21 protein-coding genes are annotated in these 17,659 nt (G+C 73.1%); 8 read left to right on the top strand and 13 right to left on the bottom strand.

The genetic code is table 11. The annotated features are described in order from the left end of the window. Window positions 1-56: 56 nt before the first annotated feature. Entirely contained in the window at window positions 57-800 is a 744-nt protein-coding gene (locus ACZ6Y7_RS17030; RefSeq protein WP_465758794.1) for an SDR family oxidoreductase, read from the bottom strand. A 445-nt stretch (window positions 801-1,245) separates the two neighbouring features. Here ACZ6Y7_RS17030 and ACZ6Y7_RS17035 point away from each other — a divergent pair, with 445 nt between their 5' ends. The 4 genes from ACZ6Y7_RS17035 (at window position 1,246) to ACZ6Y7_RS17050 (ending at window position 4,359) form a co-directional block, all read left to right on the top strand. After that, window positions 1,246-2,298, top strand: coding sequence for an alpha/beta hydrolase (locus ACZ6Y7_RS17035; RefSeq protein ID WP_465758663.1), 1,053 nt, complete (start codon window positions 1,246-1,248; stop codon window positions 2,296-2,298). 319 nt (window positions 2,299-2,617) lie between these two features. Beyond that, on the top strand, window positions 2,618-3,448 hold the full coding sequence (locus tag ACZ6Y7_RS17040; RefSeq protein WP_465758664.1) for a hemerythrin domain-containing protein: 831 nt from the start codon (window positions 2,618-2,620) through the stop codon (window positions 3,446-3,448). Between the two features lie 227 nt (window positions 3,449-3,675). Further along, window positions 3,676-4,080, top strand: coding sequence for a hypothetical protein (locus ACZ6Y7_RS17045; RefSeq protein ID WP_465758665.1), 405 nt, complete (start codon window positions 3,676-3,678; stop codon window positions 4,078-4,080). A gap of 66 nt (window positions 4,081-4,146) precedes the next feature. After that, window positions 4,147-4,359, top strand: coding sequence for a hypothetical protein (locus tag ACZ6Y7_RS17050; RefSeq protein ID WP_465758666.1), 213 nt, complete (start codon window positions 4,147-4,149; stop codon window positions 4,357-4,359). A gap of 35 nt (window positions 4,360-4,394) precedes the next feature. Here the strand turns inward: ACZ6Y7_RS17050 and ACZ6Y7_RS17055 are convergent, their stop codons facing one another. Together ACZ6Y7_RS17055 and ACZ6Y7_RS17060 are read right to left on the bottom strand one after the other, a co-directional pair. After that, the gene (locus tag ACZ6Y7_RS17055; RefSeq protein WP_465758667.1) at window positions 4,395-4,940 is read right to left on the bottom strand and encodes an FHA domain-containing protein; all 546 of its coding nucleotides are present in this window, start codon (window positions 4,938-4,940) and stop codon (window positions 4,395-4,397) included. Between the two features lie 214 nt (window positions 4,941-5,154). Further along, window positions 5,155-5,715 carry a DUF1697 domain-containing protein gene (locus ACZ6Y7_RS17060; RefSeq protein ID WP_465758668.1) on the bottom strand — a complete coding sequence of 187 codons (561 nt, stop codon included), beginning with the start codon at window positions 5,713-5,715 and terminating at the stop codon, window positions 5,155-5,157. 102 nt (window positions 5,716-5,817) lie between these two features. On the opposite strand from ACZ6Y7_RS17060, the gene ACZ6Y7_RS17065 reads away from it, so the two are divergent. Next, window positions 5,818-6,288, top strand: a complete 471-nt coding sequence (locus tag ACZ6Y7_RS17065; protein ID WP_465758669.1) for a pyridoxamine 5'-phosphate oxidase family protein — start codon at window positions 5,818-5,820, stop codon at window positions 6,286-6,288. Between the two features lie 37 nt (window positions 6,289-6,325). Here ACZ6Y7_RS17065 and ACZ6Y7_RS17070 read toward each other — a convergent pair whose 3' ends face one another. After that, the gene (locus tag ACZ6Y7_RS17070; protein ID WP_465758670.1) at window positions 6,326-6,682 is read right to left on the bottom strand and encodes an arsenate reductase family protein; all 357 of its coding nucleotides are present in this window, start codon (window positions 6,680-6,682) and stop codon (window positions 6,326-6,328) included. Window positions 6,683-7,007: 325 nt separating this feature from the next. On the opposite strand from ACZ6Y7_RS17070, the gene ACZ6Y7_RS17075 reads away from it, so the two are divergent. Both ACZ6Y7_RS17075 and ACZ6Y7_RS17080 read left to right on the top strand, forming a co-directional pair. After that, a complete protein-coding gene (locus ACZ6Y7_RS17075; RefSeq protein ID WP_465758671.1) occupies window positions 7,008-7,316 on the top strand; it encodes a hypothetical protein in 309 nt (102 codons plus the stop codon). After that, window positions 7,316-8,128 (top strand): PP2C family protein-serine/threonine phosphatase, encoded by an 813-nt coding sequence (locus ACZ6Y7_RS17080; protein WP_465758672.1) that lies wholly within the window; start codon window positions 7,316-7,318, stop codon window positions 8,126-8,128. Before ACZ6Y7_RS17075 ends, ACZ6Y7_RS17080 begins: the two co-directional genes overlap by 1 nt. A gap of 49 nt (window positions 8,129-8,177) precedes the next feature. Here ACZ6Y7_RS17080 and ACZ6Y7_RS17085 read toward each other — a convergent pair whose 3' ends face one another. The 9 genes from ACZ6Y7_RS17085 to ACZ6Y7_RS17125 form a co-directional block, all read right to left on the bottom strand. After that, the gene (locus ACZ6Y7_RS17085) at window positions 8,178-8,948 is read right to left on the bottom strand and encodes an FAD-binding oxidoreductase (RefSeq protein WP_465758673.1); all 771 of its coding nucleotides are present in this window, start codon (window positions 8,946-8,948) and stop codon (window positions 8,178-8,180) included. 53 nt (window positions 8,949-9,001) lie between these two features. Further along, entirely contained in the window at window positions 9,002-10,249 is a 1,248-nt protein-coding gene (locus ACZ6Y7_RS17090; RefSeq protein ID WP_465758674.1) for an MFS transporter, read from the bottom strand. 172 nt (window positions 10,250-10,421) lie between these two features. After that, a complete protein-coding gene (locus ACZ6Y7_RS17095) occupies window positions 10,422-11,672 on the bottom strand; it encodes a hypothetical protein (protein WP_465758675.1) in 1,251 nt (416 codons plus the stop codon). Next, complete coding sequence (locus ACZ6Y7_RS17100; RefSeq protein WP_465758676.1) at window positions 11,669-12,856, bottom strand: ATP-grasp domain-containing protein; 1,188 nt, start codon at window positions 12,854-12,856, stop codon at window positions 11,669-11,671. Before ACZ6Y7_RS17100 ends, ACZ6Y7_RS17095 begins: the two co-directional genes overlap by 4 nt. Further along, complete coding sequence (locus ACZ6Y7_RS17105) at window positions 12,853-14,109, bottom strand: ATP-grasp domain-containing protein (protein WP_465758677.1); 1,257 nt, start codon at window positions 14,107-14,109, stop codon at window positions 12,853-12,855. The genes ACZ6Y7_RS17100 and ACZ6Y7_RS17105 overlap by 4 nt, the downstream gene beginning before the upstream one ends. Window positions 14,110-14,197: 88 nt before the next feature. Then, window positions 14,198-14,953, bottom strand: coding sequence for an iron-containing redox enzyme family protein (locus tag ACZ6Y7_RS17110; RefSeq protein ID WP_465758678.1), 756 nt, complete (start codon window positions 14,951-14,953; stop codon window positions 14,198-14,200). A 36-nt stretch (window positions 14,954-14,989) separates the two neighbouring features. Continuing rightward, window positions 14,990-15,262 (bottom strand): 2Fe-2S iron-sulfur cluster-binding protein, encoded by a 273-nt coding sequence (locus ACZ6Y7_RS17115; protein WP_465758679.1) that lies wholly within the window; start codon window positions 15,260-15,262, stop codon window positions 14,990-14,992. 12 nt (window positions 15,263-15,274) lie between these two features. Then, a complete protein-coding gene (locus ACZ6Y7_RS17120; RefSeq protein ID WP_465758680.1) occupies window positions 15,275-16,213 on the bottom strand; it encodes a 2-dehydropantoate 2-reductase in 939 nt (312 codons plus the stop codon). Window positions 16,214-16,242: 29 nt separating this feature from the next. Continuing rightward, window positions 16,243-16,407: a hypothetical protein gene (locus ACZ6Y7_RS17125; protein WP_465758681.1), complete on the bottom strand. Its 165-nt coding sequence runs from the start codon at window positions 16,405-16,407 to the stop codon at window positions 16,243-16,245. Between the two features lie 278 nt (window positions 16,408-16,685). Here ACZ6Y7_RS17125 and ACZ6Y7_RS17130 point away from each other — a divergent pair, with 278 nt between their 5' ends. Beyond that, the gene (locus tag ACZ6Y7_RS17130; protein ID WP_465758682.1) at window positions 16,686-17,603 is read left to right on the top strand and encodes a LuxR C-terminal-related transcriptional regulator; all 918 of its coding nucleotides are present in this window, start codon (window positions 16,686-16,688) and stop codon (window positions 17,601-17,603) included. Window positions 17,604-17,659: the final 56 nt, after the last annotated feature.

Raw genomic sequence — 17,659 nt, forward strand, 5'->3', positions numbered from 1 at the left:
CGTGACCACGCGGGGATGGGCGCCGTGAGGGCGTTCCCGGGGCTCCGGCCCCGGTGTCAGCCGCGCCCGATGTACGGCATGGCCGTCGCCATCACCGTGGCGAACTGCACGTTCGCCTCCAGCGGCAGCGCGGCCATGTGCCGGACGGTGCGCGCGACGTCGGCCACGTCCATGGTCGGCTCGGGGGCGATCCGGCCGTCCGCCTGGCGGACGCCGGCACTCATCGCCGCCGTCATGTCGGTCGCCGCGTTGCCGATGTCGATCTGCCCGCAGGCGATCCGGTACGGGCGGCCGTCCAAGGACAGCGACTTGGTCAGGCCGGTGACCGCGTGCTTGGTCGCGGTGTAGGCGATCGAGTGCGGGCGCGGGACGTGGGCCGAGATCGAACCGTTGTTGATGATCCGGCCGCCCTGCGGGTCCTGGGCCTTCATCTGCCGGAACGCCGCCCGGGCGCACAGGAAGGCGCCGGTCAGGTTGAGGTCGACCACCGCGCGCCAGGCCTCGACCTCCAACTCCTCCACCGGGACGGCCGGGCCGAAGCTGCCGGCGTTGTTGAACAGCAGGTCCACCCGGCCGTGGCGCTCGGCGACGGCGGCGAACAGCGCGTCCACGGCGGCCGGGTCGGTGACGTCGGTCGGCAGCACCTCGGCCCCGGCGCCGCAGAGCCGGGCGGTCTCGTGCAGCGGCTCGGCCCGGCGGCCGGCCAGCACGGGCAGCCAGCCGGCCGCGGCCAGCTCGACCGCGACGGCCCGGCCGACGCCGCTCCCGGCTCCGGTGACGATGGCGATCTGCTGCGGCATGGCACTCTCCTCGGTGGCGGTGGCGGTGGCGGTGGCGGTGGCGGTGGCCCGGTCGGTGGCGATGGTCACAGCCGGGGCTGCGGCCGGTCCCGGGAGAGATCGTTCCGGATCCGGCGGCCCTCGTCACTGGTCGAAAGCACCCAAAACGCGGCGTCCGGACGGGCTCGTGGCTGTGACCCCCGCCGTCCGGCCCCCGCCGTCCGACGGGCGCCGTCAAGGGCTTTACCCGATCGCGAACAAACATTGGATTCCCGGTGGCCGACGCGCAACCGGCCCGCCCCGGCCCACGTCATAAGATCGCAGGAAGGCGCGCCCCCCCGAAGGACGGCGCGCCACCATTCCGGGGGCCGCACCAGCGCCGCGCCTCCGGGTCTGTCCGGCCCCACCGGGGGGCCGCCGCCCGGTCAGACGGACCGGGCGCGACATCGGTCGGAGAGTCCTCACCGTGCTTAGGCAGTCGTCCCGTTCCCGTGCCGTCCTGTCCGGCGCCGCCGTCCTCGCCCTGGCCGCCGCGCTCGCGGCCTGCGGGAGCTCCGGTGGTGGGAAGAGCAACGACAAGGCGGACGCCCCGGCCGCGGCCGGAAGCACCTCGGGCACCCCGAGCGCCGCCGGTGCCGCCTCGGGCACCCCGGGCGCCGCGTCGCCCACCGTCGGCAGCGGCAAGGTGCTGATGCCGACCGGCCCGGCCGCCACCCTCGCCAAGGCCCGGGACACCGCCGCCGGACCGATCTTCCTGACCACCGTGACCGGCGCGAAGTCCGGCGTCTCCGGCAAGGTCTGGGTCTGGCTGCCGCCCGAGTACAACGACCCCAAGTACGCCAAGGTCGGCTTCCCGGTGCTGACCCTCTTCGCCGGCGGCCAGAGCAACGGCTACAACACCTGGACCGACAACCAGCTGCCGATCCAGGAGGAGAACGAGCGGCTGGTCAAGGAGGGCAAGTCCCACCCGTTCATCATGATCATGCCGGTGCAGAACTTCAACGGCGACGAGAAGAACGCGCTGGACTGCTCCGACATCCCGGGCCAGCCCAAGATGGGCACCTGGATGGCCGAGGACATCCCGGACTTCGTCCGCGCCAACTTCCGTACGGTGGCGGGTCGCGACGGCTGGGGCGTGATGGGGGCCTCCACCGGCGGCTTCTGCAGCGCCAAGCTCGCCCTGCAGCACCCCGAGGTCTACAAGGCCGCGGTGCCGATCGACGGCTACTTCATCCCGGACTCGCTGCTCTGGAAGGGCCACGACGCCGAGCGCGCGGCCAACAACCCCGACGTGCTGGTCACCCAGGGCAAGGCCGACGTGAAGATGCTGGTCACCGCGGGCGGGGCCAACCCGTACGAGACCAAGGTGGTCAAGTCCTGGGTGGCCAAGGCCGTCCCGCCGGTGGCCATCACGTACTACGAGCAGCCCGGCGGCAAGCACCTGACCTCGGACTTCAAGAAGATGATCCCGGACACCCTGGAGTGGCTGACCAAGAACCTGGCCGGACCGGCCGACTGAGCCGGCCCGCGCCCCGGGGGCCGACGGCTCCTCCCGCGACCCCGCGACCCCGCGACCCCGCGACCCCGCGACCCCGCGACCCCGCGACCCCGCGACCCCGCGACCCCGCGACCCCGGCCCCCGACCGCCCGACCCCCCGACCGCCCGAGCGGTCAGGGGGTCGCGGTCTGTCGGGGGGCCTCCTGCACCCCTGGTAAACGCCCTGACCTGCGCGTCAATCGGACATTGATTCGCTTCTGATCGACTGCGGGCACCTTGGCTGGGGTGGTCCTCACCGGCCGCCACCACCCGTCCTGCCCCAAGCCGTGAAGAGAGTGCCATGCCCATCCACCTGCTGCCCCAGCCCGCCCCCGCCGTGCCCGAGCAGGGTCAGCCCGGCGCCGACCCCCGGGGCGCGGACGCGTACGGGCGGTCCGCGGACGACGACCCGGACACCGCGCGGTTCGCCGGGTTGCGGCTGGTGCACGCCGCACTCCGCCGGGACCTCGCCCGGCTGCCCAACGCGCTGCGTCTGCTGCAGCCCGAGGAGGAGCACAAGGGCGAGGCGCTGCTGCGGCACTGGAACTTCATCACCGCCATGCTCACCTGCCACCACGAGCAGCAGGACACCCGGATCTGGCCGATCGTGCGCCGCTTCGCGCCCGAGCTGCGGCTGCTGCTCAACTGGCTGGAGGCAGACCACCACAACCTCGACCACTCGTTCACCCGGGTCACCACACTGGTGCGGATCGCCAGCCGGGACACCGGCAGCGCCTGGCCGGTCGCGTACGCGATGGAGGACCTGGCGGCCCGGCTGGAGACCCACCTGCGGATCGAGGAGCGCCAGTTGCTGCCCCGGATGGAACGGGTGGTCGCCGACGGCTCCCGGCTCGGCGGCCTGGGCGAGCTGCTGGACCTGCTGCGGGCGGCGGACGGACCGGGCACGGCGGACGCGCTGGCCTGGCTGCTGGACGGCGTCGAGCCGGCTGCGGTGGAGCGGCTGCTGGCCGAGTGCGACGACGACGTGGCCCGGAACTGGCCGCACTGGAAGGCGACCTACCAGCGCTGCACGGCGCCGCTGTGGGGGCCGGGCGCCGGTGCGGAGGACGGCGCGGCCGTCAGCGGTGCCGAGGGCGTCGTCGGCGGCGCCGTGGGGGCCATCGCCGACTGACCGCCGGTCCTTTTCGCGGGCCGTCGATCTACGCGCGTGGCATATGCCGCCCGGCTATGCCGGCGGACCGTCCGTTCGCCGGGCCGATGGTCAACTGCCGCTGTCCCCTAGGGGATTGGGTCCGGTTCCTTCGGGGTTCGATCGCCCGGCCGATCCGGGTCGGACCAGGGCAGGCCTCCCGCCGACGGCCGATGGCGGGCCGGCTCCGCCCGGTTACCGTCGACGACGTGACCACAGCGAGCAGCAGCAGGGCCGAGGCCCACCGCACCAGCCGGCGGACCCGCTTCCGGTTCGGCACCACGTTCCTCGCCGCGGGCGCCGTCCTGACGCTCGGCGTCGGACTGGCCGCCTGTGAGGGCGGCGTGGCGCTCTGCCCGGACGACCACACGTGCACCGTCGGCATCAAGACCGACGGCGCGGACGCCTCCAAGACCGTCAAGGTCTTCGACGGCGACAACCCGGTGCGGATGACGGTCGGACACATCACCGACGAGTCGGCCGAGGTGACCATCGGCGGCGACAAGAAGACCGTCCACGAGGGCTCCGAGACGACCGTCGGCACGCTCAAGGTCACCATCCGCAAGGCGGACAAGGGCGACCACGTCGCCGAGGTGCACGTGGAGCGCGACTGACCCCTTCGGCGGCCGGCCCGGGTGCCCCCGTCGTCGGCGGCCCGCCCGGGGAGGCCCAGCCGCGCGGTGCCACCGTCCGAGCGGACGGGCGGCAGCCGGCTGTTCGTCAATCCGCTGACGGCGATCCACTTCGGCGTCGCCGTCGAGGCGCTGGCCGCCGAGAACCGCTACCTGGACCGGCTGGAGGACACCGTGGTGATGCGCCAGCTCGCCACCGTCATCGCGCGCTTCCAGGACGACCTGCCCCGCCAACGGCCGCCCCGGCAGTTCCCGCACTGAGCCCCCCGGGGCGGTCGGCGCCGAGTGGTGCTCCGTCAGGCCGCGGAAAGCCGGAACTCCAGGTTGCCGAACCGCACCTGGTCGCCCGGCCGGACCCGCACGCCGCCCGCGATCCGGCGCCCGTTGACGTGGGTGCCGTTGGTCGAGCCCAGGTCGTACAGCACCCAGCCGCCGTCCTCGTACCGCAGTTCGGCGTGGTGCCGGGAGACGGAGGCGTCGTGCAGCCGCAGCCCCGAGCCGGGGATCCGGCCGATGGTCAGCAGCGCGGCGCCGGCCTGCGGCAGGCTCAGACCGGGCAGCCGCTCGGTCCGCCAGGCCCGGTTGATCCGGTCGCCGAAGCCGGAGACCCGGCCGACCGTGCGCAGCACGAAGCGCTCGACCGGCCCGCCGGTCGGCAGCCCGGCCACCGCCGCGTCCAACTCGCTCCGGCTGGTGGCCTGCAGGACGATGTCCATCCGGCCGAGGAAGGTGTCGTGCGAGAGCCGCCCGCTGCCGGCGCCGTCCTTCAGTACCCCGAGCGCCTGGTCCCGTTCGGCGTCGGAGGGGCGTACCCGGCCGGTGGGGTACTCAGGAGGCGTCATGGCCGAATTGTCGGCGCGGCCGACCGGGGCTGTCCAGATCACGCCGGGCGCGGGCGCTTCGTTCGTACGTCACGGGAGTCCAGACGCGCCGTCCGGTCACGCGGTTCCGTGCCGCCGGCCGGGCGGTTCCATGCCCACTGCCACCCCGTTGCGTGCCGTCGGCCACGCGCTTCCATGCCGTCGGCCGGGCGACCCTCGCAGGCCGTACGGGTCGTCAGGCCTTGCGGGCGGCGGCCAGGATCTTCTCCGTGGTGTGCAGGAACCGCGAGGTGACCGAGCCCCGGTAGGCCTTGCCGAACAGGTCCTTGGTGACCCACTTGCCGTTCTGCAGGTGGACCACCACGTACGCCGCCCCCGGATCGGCGCCGAGCACCTCGACGTCGCCCTTGGGCGAGCGGTACGGAAGGGCCAGCCCGGCGGGCAGCGGCTCGGAGAGGAAGGCGACGACGAGCCGGACGTCCGGCGTGACCTCGACGCCCCGGAACGGCTCGGCGGCGAGCAGCTGGGCCACCTCGTCGACCGTCCGCAGCATCACCGGCACGGGGTAGCCGAGCGCCTGCTCCAGGTGCTGCTCGATCCGCCTGGTCAGCGCGGCGCGCTCCGGCCCGTCGGCCCGGCCCTCGGTGGTGAAGAAGACGTTGCCGCTCTGGATGTACGAGCGGACGTTCCCCAGCCCCAGCTCGGCGAAGAGCGCCCGCAGCCGCTCCATCGTCACCGTGCGGCCGCCGACGTTGATGGCCCGCAGGAACGCGATGTACGTGGTCGTGGTGGTCACCCCGCCAGTCTGGCACCGGCCTGTGACAACGGCCCGACCGGTACCGCGCCGGTCCGTACCGGAGGGAGGGCGGCTGTCGGTGCCCGGTGCCAGACTGGCGCCATGGCTACCTGGCAGGACTTCGAGCAGCAGGCTCCGGATCTGGCACCCCTGGTGCGGGCCCGGTTCGAGGCGGCGAAGCACCACGTCCTGGCGACGCTGCGCAGGGACGGCTCGCCCCGGGTGAGCGGGACGGAGGTCGACTTCGTCGGCGCCGACCTGTGGCTCGGGTCGATGTACGGCTCGGCCAAGGCGCGCGACCTGCAGCGCGACGCCCGCTTCGCCCTGCACGCGCACCCGGGGGACGAGACCCTGGCCGGCGGGGACTCCAAGGTCTCCGGCCGGGCGGTGGAGATCACCGACGAGACCGAACTCGCCGCGTTCGCCGCCGACCTGCCCGAGCCGCCGCCCACCCCGTTCCACGCCTTCCGGCTGGACCTGGAGCAGGTGGTGCACACCGCCGTCGAGGGCGATCACCTCGTCGTCCACAACTGGCACCCGGGCCGGCCGGTGGAGCGGATCCAGCTCCGCTGACCGGCCCGGCGGCGGGCCGCGGCCCACCTCACGAGCCCTACGGCAGAACGGACTTGAGCGCCTCGGGGGTGCGGGCCACGACGGCGTGACCGTCGTCCGCGGTGATGATCGGGCGCTGGATCAGGATCGGGTGCTCGGCCATCGCCGCGATCCAGCGGGCCCGCTCGCCCGCCTCCTTGGGCCAGTCCTTCATCCCGAGGTCCTTCGCGGCCTGCTCGTCGGTGCGGGTGATGTCCCAGGGCTCCAGGCCCAGGCGCTGCAGCACCTGCTCCAGCTCGGCCGCGGTCGGCGGCTCCTCCAGGTAGCGCCGCACGGTGTACTCGACCCCGGCGTCGTCCAGCTCGCCGAGGGCGGTCCGGCACTTGCTGCACCGCGGGTTGATCCAGATCTCCATGCCGGCCAGCCTACCGACCCGGCCCCGCCCGCCCCGGGAGCCGGCTGCGGGGAGCCTCCCGCCCCGGGAGCCGCCCGTGGCGGAGCCGGCCGGTGACGTCCGCCGGCCCCTGCCGCCGAACGCCCGCCCGCCCCGGCCGGTGGGCGTCCGCCGACCGTCCGCCGACCGGGGCGGGGAGGGGGCGACGCGGCCCGTCCCGTCCGGCTCCGCGGGACGGGACGTTCGGCCGTTCGTGGCTGGGCCGTTCGTGGGAGAGCATGGAGGGACGAAACCGGCCATTTCGGATGTCGCCCCCGGGACGGTCGCCAGCCAGGAGGTCCCGCCCGTGCCCACCGCACCCCGCCCCTCGCGCCCGGCCGTGCTGGAGCCGCGGGCGCCGCGCTGGGTCCCGTGGCTCCCGGTCGTCCTGCTGACCCTGGACCTGCTCGCCGAGGCCGTCGTCCCGGACGCCGTCGCGGCCGGCTTCCTGCTGACCGCGCTGCCCGTGGTGGCCGCGTTCAGCTACGGCCCGGTGCTCACCGCCACCGCCACCGGCGGGTCCCTGGCGCTCCAGCTCGTCCTGGCCCTGGTGCCGGCCACCTCGACGAGCAGCACCACGTCTGGGTCTACATCGCCACCCTGCTCTCCGGGGTGATGGGCACCGCGCTGTCCTGGCAGCGCACCCGGCAGAACCGCCACCTGCTGCAGGCCCGTACGGTCGCCGAGACCCTGCAGCGCACGGTGCTGCGGCCGGTCCCGGAGCGGGCGGGCGGACTGCGGGTGGCCGGCCTCTACCGCCCCGCGCAGGCCGACGTGCTCGTCGGCGGGGACCTGTACGAGGTCTGCGACACCCGCTTCGGCGTCCGGGTGCTGCTCGGCGACGTCCGCGGCAAGGGCCTCGGCGCGGTCCGTACGGTCGCCGACGTGCTCGGCGCGTTCCGCGCGGCCGCGCACGACACCCCGGGGCTGGTCGACCTCGCCGACCAGCTGGACCGCGCGGTCCTGCGCGACGCCGCCGACCGGGGCGACGACGAGCTGTTCGCGACGGCCGTCCTGCTGCAGTACCGCCCGGGCTCCGACTGCGTGGAGATCGTCAACCGCGGCCACACCACCCCGCTGCTGCTCGGCGGCGGCGCGATCTCCCCGGTGCCCTGCGCGGACGAACTCCCGCTGGGCCTCGGCCACCTCGGCCCCGCCGAGGAGCGCGGGAAGCCGGTCGCCGTCGCCCTGCCCGCGGGCCACACCGTGCTGCTGTACACCGACGGCGTCAGCGAGGCCCGGGACGCCACCGGCACCTTCTACCCGCTGGCCCCGCGCCTGGCCGCCCTCGGGACCACCGCACCCGACCGGCTGGTCTCCTTCCTCGCCCAGGACGTCCACCGCTACGCGGGGCTGCTCGCCGACGACCTCGCCGTCCTCGCCCTCACCCCGGACACTCCTTGGCGCGGGCGTCCCGACACCCCGTGACGCCGGGCCGCGAACGGCGTGGTCCGGTGCCACGGGGTGTCGGGGTGCGTCACAGTCCCGCGAGGGCCGCCACCACGAAGCGCTCGCAGTGGACGCGACGCCGTTCGACCCCGGCGTCCGCGAGGAACGACCCGACGGCGGCGACCAGGCCGGCGGGGCCGCACAGGTAGTACTGCAGCTCCGGGTCCGCGGTCGCGCAGCCGGCCGCGTCGATCAGGGCCGGCAGCTTCTCGGGGACGATCCGCCCGGTGCGCAGCGGATCGTCCCCGGACTCGCGGGAGAGCACGTGCAGCACCGTGAAGCGCTCGGCGTGGCGGCGCCCGAGCTCGGCCAGCTCGTCGGCGAACAGCACGCTCTCCGACGTGCGGTTGCCGAGGATCAGCGCGAACTCGTCACCGCGCCGCAGCGCGGCCTCGGCCATCGCGAGCACCGGGGTGATGCCGGAGCCCGCGGCGACCGCGAGGTGCCTGCGTCCGGGCCGCAGCCGGAACCGGCCGGTCGGCGGCAGGACGTCGACGGTGTCACCCGGGCGCAGCCGGGCGTGGGCGAACTCGCCGAAGCCGCCCGGGCCGAGCAGTTTGACCGCGATCCGCAGCGAGGCCGGGGCGTGGTCGTCGGCCGGCGGGGCCTGGCAGATCGAGTAGGAGCGGCAGACGTCCTCGCCGTCCGCGTCGGTGCTCCGGACCATGACGTACTGGCCCGGCTGGTACCGGAACTCCTCGCGGAGCGCGGCGGGGACGGCGAAGGTGACGGTGACGGCGTCCTCGACCGGCCGGCCGATGTCCTGGACGGTGAGCGGGTGGAAATCCTGGCGACTCATCGGTCTTCCTCGGTTGCGGGTCCGGGTCTCGGGGACCGGAGGTGGGCAGGACGTCAGGCCGCGACGGCGGCCTCGGCCGGGCGGGCGGTGACGGCCCGGCCCTGCAGGGGGCGGAACAGCAGCAGGTACGCGACGACGGCCAGCGCCGCGACCGCGAAGAAGAGCGCCTGTACGGGCAGCCACCCGCCGACCACCGCGACCAGCAGTCCGGAGAGCGGCATGGTGCTCTGGTTGAGCAGCACGATCAGGCTGATCACCCGGCCGCGTTCGGCCTCCTTGATCCAGTGCAGCCGCTCGATCCGGATGAAGACGTTGAAGAGCCCGCACATGCCGATGCACAGGCCGTAGCCGAGCACGTAGAGCGGGAAGAGCGGGGCCACGGCGACCAGCGTGCCGCCGACGGCGATCGCCGCGAACGAGACGATGCCGATCCGGTAGACCGAGACCCTGCGCAGCAGCCACGGCATCAGGAACAGGGTGGCCAGCGAGAGCACCCCGACCGTCATCTGGAGCGAGGCGAAGACGCTGTCGCTCTGCCCGAAGTGCCCGACGGTCAGGGCCGCGCCGGTCGCCGTGGAGATGCCGACCATGAGGTTGACCGTCATCGTCAGCCCGACCAGGGAGAGCAGGACCGGCTCGGCCCGCAGGCTGCGCACACCGACCCGCAGGTCGTGCAGCACATTGCGCCGTTCCGCCCCGGCGCCCCCGGCTGCCCCTGCCGTGGCCGGGGCCGACTCGCCGAGCCCGCGCAGCGAGAGCACCCCGCACGAACTGACGGCGAAGACGAGGGCGGCCGCCCAGAGCAGGTCGGCCGGCCGGATCCAGATGAGCAGTGCCCCGCCCGCCGCCGGCCCGAGCACCCCGGAGCCGCTGTTGATCATCTGGAGCAGGCTCTGGGCCTTGGCGAGGTCCTCCTTCGGCACCAGCTGCGGCACGGTCGACTCCAGCGCGATGAACGCCTGGGCGTAGCAGAAGGCGCACAGCGCCATCAGGGCGGCGGTCAGCTTGAAGGTCTCGCCGGGCCACTGGCCCAGCGCCAGGGCGGTGAGCAGGCAGGCGGCGGCGCGCAGGACGTCGGCGGTGGTGTAGAGCCGGCGGCCGCCGACCCGGTCGGCCAGCAGCCCGGCGAGGGGGAGCGAGGTCAGCCGTGGCAGCCATTCGATCAGGAAGGCCAGTCCGGACATCGTCACGCTGCCGGTGGCGTCGTAGACGATGAGCGGCACCGCGAACTGCAGCAACTGGTCGCCCAGCGTGGAGAAGACGCGCGAGCCCAGGAAGACCCAGATGCGCCGGTTGTACATTCCGCCTCCTCGGGGACGGTTGCGGTGCGCCCCCGACGGTGCGTCACCGGATGGTGGTCGGATCCGCCCTCGGATCGGTGGTCACCGGTCCTGCGGTCACGGATCCTGACGGCGGTCACCGGTTCTGGCGGTGGCCACCGGTCCTGACGGCGGTCGTGGATCCTGACGGCGGTCACCGGTCCTGGAGCGTGATCCGTGCCTCGATCGCGGAGGCGAGGCCGTCGAGCCGGTCCACCAGGGTCTTGGCGTCGTCCGCGGTCAGGACGATGTGGCCGACGAACCCCGCGTTGTCGGTGACGTCGGCGCTCACCCGGTCCGCGGGCGAGACGGCGAAGGCCGCCCGGTGGAGCGGGATGTCGAGCGAGTCGGCGAGCGCCCGGACGTCGGGCAGCGAGGCCAGCACGCCGTCGCCGGGGGCGCGCAGCATGCGGATCCCGCTGAACGCGCGCGGCTCCGGCCGGCCGGGCCGGAACTCGCCGGTCACCGCCCAGCGCAGCCACGCCCGCCACGGGTCGAAGTCCTCGAAGGACAGCCGGGCGAGGTCCCAGATGTGCATCCCGCCGGGGCGCATGTTGGTCTCCACCGCCGAGACGCCCTCCTCGCGCAGGAACAGCTCGTTGTGGAAGGCGCCGTTGCCCGGCGAGACCAACTGCCGTACGTGCTCGCCCGCCCGGTCCAGGTCGGCCGCCAGGTCCGGCTCCAGCGGGGCCGGCACGATCTGCTGGACCTCCGCGCGGAAACGGTCCTGCGTGGTGGTCTTCTCGGTGAGCCAGCGGGTGCCGCCGACGAAGTCCCAGCTGTACTCGCGGGCGTCGCGCACCAGCGTCTCGACCATCACGCCCGAGTCGTGGTACGGCGCGAGTCCGGCCCAGATCTCCGGGCACCGGGCGAGGTCCGGAACCACCTGGCAGCCACGGCTGTTGCCCTCGTTCGCCGGCTTGGCGAACGCCGTGCCGCCGAGCCGGGCGACCGCCGCCTCGAACTCGCCGAGGGTGCGGGCGGGCAGGCTCAGCAGCGGCCGGAAGCCGTCCGGGTGCGTCGCGGCGGCGGCCTCGAGCCCGCGGTAGTGCCGCTTGTCCAGGCCGGCTTCGGCCTCGCGGGGTTCGGCGCCGGGCAGCGCGAAGTGCCGGGCCAGCCAGGCGCCCAGCGGGACGCCGCGGTCGGAGAAGGGCAGGACGCCGATCGGCCGCAGGCCGCGCCGGCCCAGTTCCGCGGCGACGGGCCGGACGGCTTCGGCCGACTCGACGGCGCCGAGCGGGGCGACCAGCACCACGTCGGCGGCGTCGTGGTCCTGCGGCTTCGCCTGCTCGGTGATCAGCACGAGCCGGGCCCGGTAGGCGCTGTGGCAGAGGTCGCGCAGTTTGGCGATGTCGTAGATGCGGGTGTTGTTGTACCCCGTCACCACCAAGCACGGGTTGCTCATCGCTGCTCCATGACTGCCGGCCCGGAGGGCGCCCCGGCCGGCTGGGTGAGGATCTCACCGAGGGTGCGGAGCACCTCGGGTGCGCTGCCCTGGACCACCCCGGACAGCGGCGTCGCCGCGGTGGCGTAACTGATCCGGCCCGCGTGCGCGGCGGGGCGGGGGTTGTGGACGTAGGAGCGCAGTCGCGTCCCGAACCGCTGCGGGTCGAAGTCGACGGCGGCCCGCTCCGTCCGGTGGTGCCCGGGGAAGACGAACCAGCCGTAGTGGTCCTGCGACGGCCGCGGCTCGACCGGCCCGGTGTCGCCCCAGAGCTGGTAGCGCAGGTCGGCCTGGTAGAGGTCGACGCCGGTGCGGAGCTCGAAGGTCTCGGCGACCCCGGCCCCGCCGATCCGGCTGGCGGTCTCCAGGAAGCGGAAGCGGCCGTCGGGCTCGCGGATGGCCTCGAAGTGGAAGCAGCCGTGGCGCTGTCCGAGGGCGGCCAGGGTGCGGCGCAGCAGGTCGACGGCCTCCGGCTGGTCGGGGGTCTGGGCGGAGCCCAGCGGGCTGCCGTGCGCGTAGGCGAGGCAGTCGCCCACGTAGACGCTGCTGACCAGGGCCAGGAGCTCCCCGTCGCGCAGGCAGCCGTCGAGGTGCCAGATCTCGCCCGGGACGAACTCCTCGACGAAGACCGCGTCCGGGTCCGGCACGGCTTCGAGCCGGTCGAGGACGGCGTCGGCCGGGCCCAGTTCGATGCCGGTGCTGGAGGCCTCCAGCCGGGGCTTGATCAGGTAGGTGCCCTCGCGCGGCGGGTCGGCGCGGAAGGCCTCGACGCTCCGGAACGCGGGCTGCGGGATCCCGGCCCGTTCGGCGAGGGTGCGCATCAGCCACTTGTCGCGGACCGGGAGCACCGCGCCCGGCAGGTCGCCGGGGATGCCGAACTTCTCCCGCAGCAGGGCGGCCGGCAGCAGGTCGTACTCGGAGCGGGCGATCAGCCGGTCGGCGTCGGCGAGCCAGTCGCCGTGGCGCTCGATCATCGCCTGGATGTCGTCGGTCGGGACGCCGAGCAGGCGGCGCTCCGCGTCGGCGGGCAGCTCGTCGAGGCCGTCGGCGGCGCTGAGGTAGCGCACCGTGTGCTGCCGGTGGTCGACCGCCAGGTCGTAGCGGATCTTCCGGAAGGGGATCCGGTGCAGGATGACGATGTTCACGCGCTGTACTCGATTCTGAGGTGCGACTCGCTCTCGCGGAGGAACGCGTCGAGGGCGTCCGGGCTCAGCGAGGTGACGTCCCACAGCGCCTGGCCGACGAAGATCTCCCGGTCCACGTCCGGCAGTCGCTCGCCCTCCCGGACGAACAGCTTGTCCTCGACCAGGTCGACCGGTACGGCTCCGCGGGCCACCCGTGCCACTCGCCGGCCGGGCTCGCCGTAGAAGACCCGGAAGAACGTGCTGCGTTCCTCGCCCGCCGGCGGCTCCGCGGGCCGTCCGAGCAGCTGGTCGATCCAGAGTTCCAGGACGTCGACGCCGCAGTGCCGCAGCGTGCTGGCCACGATGTACGCCCCGCCGATCCGCGGGTTGACCTCGACGATCTCCCAGCCGCGACCGCGCTGGAACCTGGCCTCCACGTGGTGGACGCCGGTGTCCACGCCGAGGGCCCGCAGGCAGCGCTGGACGTGCTCGACGCCCAGCCGCACCTCGGCCGGGTCGAGGGAGCGCGGCGGGCAGACGCAGGCGTTCTCCAGCGTCGTCCGGCCGGCCTGGCGTATGTCGACCTTCTCGTGCACGGCGTGCACGGTCATCACGTCGCCGGTGACGCTGGTCTCGAAGCTGCACTCGACGCCGTCGATGAACTCCTCGACGATGAACGACGGTTCGCCCTCGAAGACGCCGGCGTAGGCGCGGTCCGCGCAGGCCTGCTGCCAGAGGGTGTCGAGTTCGGCGACGCCGGTGAGCCGGTCGGCGCGGAAGGCACCCATGGAGGCCAGCCCCTCGCGCGGCTTGACGAAGTAGCGGGACTTGTCCTCCAGCGCGTCGAAGCGCGCCTCGGTGAGGGGCCAGGCGGCCACCTCCGACAGCCCCTGGACGCGCAGGAAGGTGCGCATCGCCAGCTTGTCGCGCACGCCCCGGACGGTCTCCTCCGACAGGTCGGGGGTGCCGATCCGGCGGTTCGCGTAGGCCATCAGCACCCGGTAGGCGTCCCAGACGGTCAGGCAGCCGAGCAGCCGCACGCCGTCCGCCGAGAGCTCCGCCAGGAACCGGTCGACGTCCGAGCCGCGCAGGGCGGGCGCGTCGGTGATCCGCACCAGCTCGACCTCGTCCTGCCAGGCCGCCTCCACCTCGCGGGTCGGGCTCGATGACAGCACGTACGCCCTGATCCCGCGGCGCTTGAGCGCGGCCGCCAGTGGCGGCACCATCGACATCAATTGGTGGGAGAGGATCAGGAATCCAGTTTTCTCAGCCACGTGAACGAATCCTCTTCTCGACCGCCCGGCCGCCCGCGGTGCGGCGGGCGGCCGGGCAGGGTTACCGAGTGGTGCGGGACGGTGCGGTTCAGGCGGCCTTGGCCGCTTCGTCGCCGAAGCGCTCGTACAGGTCGACGAAGAACATCTTCAGCAGCTCCTGGATCTCGGCCAGGTAGCGCTTGATGTCGACGATGTCCTGCTCGCTCTCGATGAAGAGGCTGAGGATGTCCCACATGTCCTGGGTGTGGTCCTCGACCAGGTCGGTGTTCAGGTGCGAGGCCTGGCCGACGATCATGTCCTTGCCGAGGGACTCGGACATCGCCTTGATCTGCTTCGGGGTGATCTTCTGGGTGGTGTACTCGACCAGGTAGCTGTAGCAGATCACGCCGAGCGGCTTCTCGTGCTCCGCGACGAAGTAGAGGTAGCCGGCCAGCAGGCGGGTGTGGAAGTTCGGCTCGGTGGCGAAGATCTCCTCCGCCGAGATGCCGACCTTCTCGGCGTCCTTCACGAAGAGCGTGTCGTGCAGCATCTCCTCGTCCTGGTAGGCCGCGTAGAGCTGGGCGGCCTCGGCGTTGATGCGGGTGATCTTGTGCAGGGCGTTGGCCTGCGCGGTGCGCATCAGCCGGATGCGCCAGGCGTGCTCGACCAGCGTCTGCTTGTAGTACGCCAGGTTGACGTCGCTGCCCTCCAGGTGGCGCGCGTACGGAACGGTGGCGTTCCACTCCTCGATCTTCCCGTCCAGGAAGGTGTCGATCTCCTGCTTCACGCGCTTGCTGTCCTCGCCGGACAGGAAGGGCTTGCGGCGCAGCAGGGCGGTGTCGGTCAGACGGTTCTTGTTCTCCATGACGGATCCCTCCAGTGGGTATGGACTGCTGGTTGATTAGTTGATTTCGAAGAGGACGGCGTCGCCGTAGGCCCGGCTCTGGCAGGCGAGCCGCACCGCCGGGTCGTCCATTTCGAGGAGGTCGAAGAGGCGTTCCTCATGGGGAGTCCGGGGCGACAGGTTGTCGCCGCCGCTCACCACTCGAACCGCACAGATCCCGCATTTCCCGGACCGGCAACCGAAGGTGATGTAATCCCCCATCTCCTTCAGGTCGACGTGGCCCTCGAAATCCACACTCTCTTCGGCGTTGACAAATTTCAGATTGGGCACGATGTACCTCGGTTACGGCCAGTCGGTGGTCAGCGCGGTCTGGGCCGCGCGCAGACTCAGCACCTCGTACAGGAACCGGTTGACCGGGGTCGCGGTGTCCGTCCTCGCGCCGAGGCGGACCACGGCCCCGATCCAGGCCTCGATCTCGGACGGCTTGCCCGACCGGATGTCGCGGTGCAGCGAGGAGATGCCGCCCGGGGGCTGCCGGTCCAGCAGCGCCATGGTGGTGTCCACGACGTCCGCCGGCAGCCGGACGCCCAGCGCCTCGGCGACGCGGTGGACCTCCGTCATGGCCTCGACGAGCAGCCGCCGGGTGCCCGGGTGGGAGCGCAGTGTGCCGACGGGTGCGTCGGCCACCGCGCCCAGCCCGCCCGGCGGTGCGACGAGCAGGAACTTCGTCCAGAGGTCCGCCCAGATGTCCTCGGCGACCACCGGGTTCAGCCCGGCGTCGCCCAGGGCGTCGCGCAGCCGCTCCACCCGTTCGGTGACGCGGTTGTCCCACTCGCCGAAGGTCAGCGTCCCGGCCGAACCGACGTGGTGGATCCGGCCCGGGCTGTCGAGGTACGCGATGACCTTCGCGACGCCGGGCAGCACCGCGTCACGGCCGAAGACCTCGGCGACCTCCTCGGGCGTCAGCACGCCGTTCTGCAAGGTCACCACCGCCGTGCCGGGCCCGATCAGCGGCCCCGCCCCGGCCAGGGCCGAGGGCGCCTGCCACGTCCTGACGCCGAGGAGGACGTAGTCGACCCGGCCGATCTCCCGGGCGTCGGCGGTGGCCCGCACCGACCGTACGGAGAAGCCCTCGGTCGGGCTCTGCACGGTGAGTCCGTGCCGCCGGAGGGCCTCCAGGTGCGCGCCCCGCGCGACGAAGTGCACGTCCCGCCCGGCCGCCGCGAGGCGACCGCCGAGATACCCGCCGAGCCCCCCGCTGCCCACCACCGCGATTCTCACGGCGACCCCTCGTGGAGTGGCGAGGTGGGCTACGAACGGACGGGCGCGTTGCCCCACTGCGAGTCGGCCACCGTGGCCGCGGTGCCCGGACGCCCGCTGTGCCCCGGACCGCCGGCGGCGAAGCCGATCACGGCCAGGGCGCAGACGGCCGCCGCGATCGCTGCGGCGAAACGGTGAACAGTGGACTTCGGCATAGCGGCCCCCGTACTTTCGAGTCTCCCGGGGAGTCGTTTTCCCCGTTGCGCCCATCCTGTCGAGAACCGGGCCCGGGTGGCCAGCGGATTGGCCTGCACGAATGCGCGCTGCACTGTTGTGAGGCCCCCCCGGGGGCCATCATGAAGCCGACCTATGATGCACAATCATGCGCTGCACTTCTATGAACCAGGGCCAAGCCTGCCCGAATACGGACAACCCGGATTACTCGGGTGGCGCTGGATTGTGCGAAGCCGCGCTGCAGTTTTACCGAACTGCCGTGGCAGAGCAGGCCGTTCCGCGCGCGGACACACCCGACTGTCTGATCGCCTTGCGGCTCATGGCGGAAAGCCCGGAAAATCCGGAGCTCGTCCATGTGCTGCCGCCGTCGACGGCCTCCGGCTTCGTCGTCCGGCCGATGGAGCGCAGGATCGCCGCGCTGGAGGAGGCCGCCCGTTCCACCCGGGCCGTCTTCACCGCGCTGGAGGGCGTCTACGCGGACGCCAGGCGGCGCGAGAAACCCGGGTACGCGCTGCTGCAGGGGTCCGAGACCATCAGCGACGTGCTCGGCGCGGCGGTGGACGGCTGCCGGACCGAACTGCTCACCGCCCAGCCCGGCGGCGCCCGCCCGCACGAACTGCTGGAGCGCGCGCTGGAGCACGAGATCCCCAGGCTCCGGGCCGGGGTGGTCCAGCGCACGCTCTACCAGCACGCCGTGCGCTCGGACTCGCCCACCATGTCCTACATCGAGCGGATCACCGAGGCGGGCGCCCAGGTGCGGACCACCGCCGAGGTCCTCGACCGCCTGGTGGTGGTCGACCGCGAGGTCGCCTTCATCCCGGTCCAGGACGAGCGGAGCACCGCCGCCCTGGAGATCCGCCAGCCCGCGATCGTCCGCTACCTGGTGCGGGTCTTCGAGCACGCCTGGGACCGCGCCATCGTCATCGACGGCTCCCTGCGCCGCAGCGCACCGATCACCTCCGACGTCCAGCGCGCCATCCTGCACGGCATCATCTCCGGCGAGACCGACGAGAGCGTCGCCCGCCGCGTCGGCATGAGCCGGCGCAGCGTCGCCGAGCACGTCCGCAAGATCTCCGAGCGCCTCGGCAGCAACAGCCGCGCCCAACTCGGCTACCTCATCGCCATCAACGGCCTGCTCGACAACCTCGGCGACGCCCCCGCCCCGCCCGGCCCCTGACACCCCGCGGCCACCCGCCGCACAACGACCCCGGCCCGGCACCCGCGGAGATCCGC

The sequence above is a fragment of the Kitasatospora sp. NPDC053308 genome (assembly GCF_055585785.1).

Coding starts and splice junctions, on each gene's coding strand:
- ACZ6Y7_RS17055 (WP_465758667.1), bottom strand. CDS start 4,940: ATGACGCCTCCTGAGTACCCCACCGGCCGGGTACGCCCCTCCGACGCC.
- ACZ6Y7_RS17090 (WP_465758674.1), bottom strand. CDS start 10,249: ATGTACAACCGGCGCATCTGGGTCTTCCTGGGCTCGCGCGTCTTCTCC.
- ACZ6Y7_RS17125 (WP_465758681.1), bottom strand. CDS start 16,407: ATGCCGAAGTCCACTGTTCACCGTTTCGCCGCAGCGATCGCGGCGGCC.
- ACZ6Y7_RS17040 (WP_465758664.1), top strand. CDS start 2,618: ATGCCCATCCACCTGCTGCCCCAGCCCGCCCCCGCCGTGCCCGAGCAG.
- ACZ6Y7_RS17065 (WP_465758669.1), top strand. CDS start 5,818: ATGGCTACCTGGCAGGACTTCGAGCAGCAGGCTCCGGATCTGGCACCC.
- ACZ6Y7_RS17080 (WP_465758672.1), top strand. CDS start 7,316: ATGGGCACCGCGCTGTCCTGGCAGCGCACCCGGCAGAACCGCCACCTG.
- ACZ6Y7_RS17085 (WP_465758673.1), bottom strand. CDS start 8,948: ATGAGTCGCCAGGATTTCCACCCGCTCACCGTCCAGGACATCGGCCGG.
- ACZ6Y7_RS17095 (WP_465758675.1), bottom strand. CDS start 11,672: ATGAGCAACCCGTGCTTGGTGGTGACGGGGTACAACAACACCCGCATC.
- ACZ6Y7_RS17110 (WP_465758678.1), bottom strand. CDS start 14,953: ATGGAGAACAAGAACCGTCTGACCGACACCGCCCTGCTGCGCCGCAAG.
- ACZ6Y7_RS17030 (WP_465758794.1), bottom strand. CDS start 800: ATGCCGCAGCAGATCGCCATCGTCACCGGAGCCGGGAGCGGCGTCGGC.
- ACZ6Y7_RS17070 (WP_465758670.1), bottom strand. CDS start 6,682: ATGGAGATCTGGATCAACCCGCGGTGCAGCAAGTGCCGGACCGCCCTC.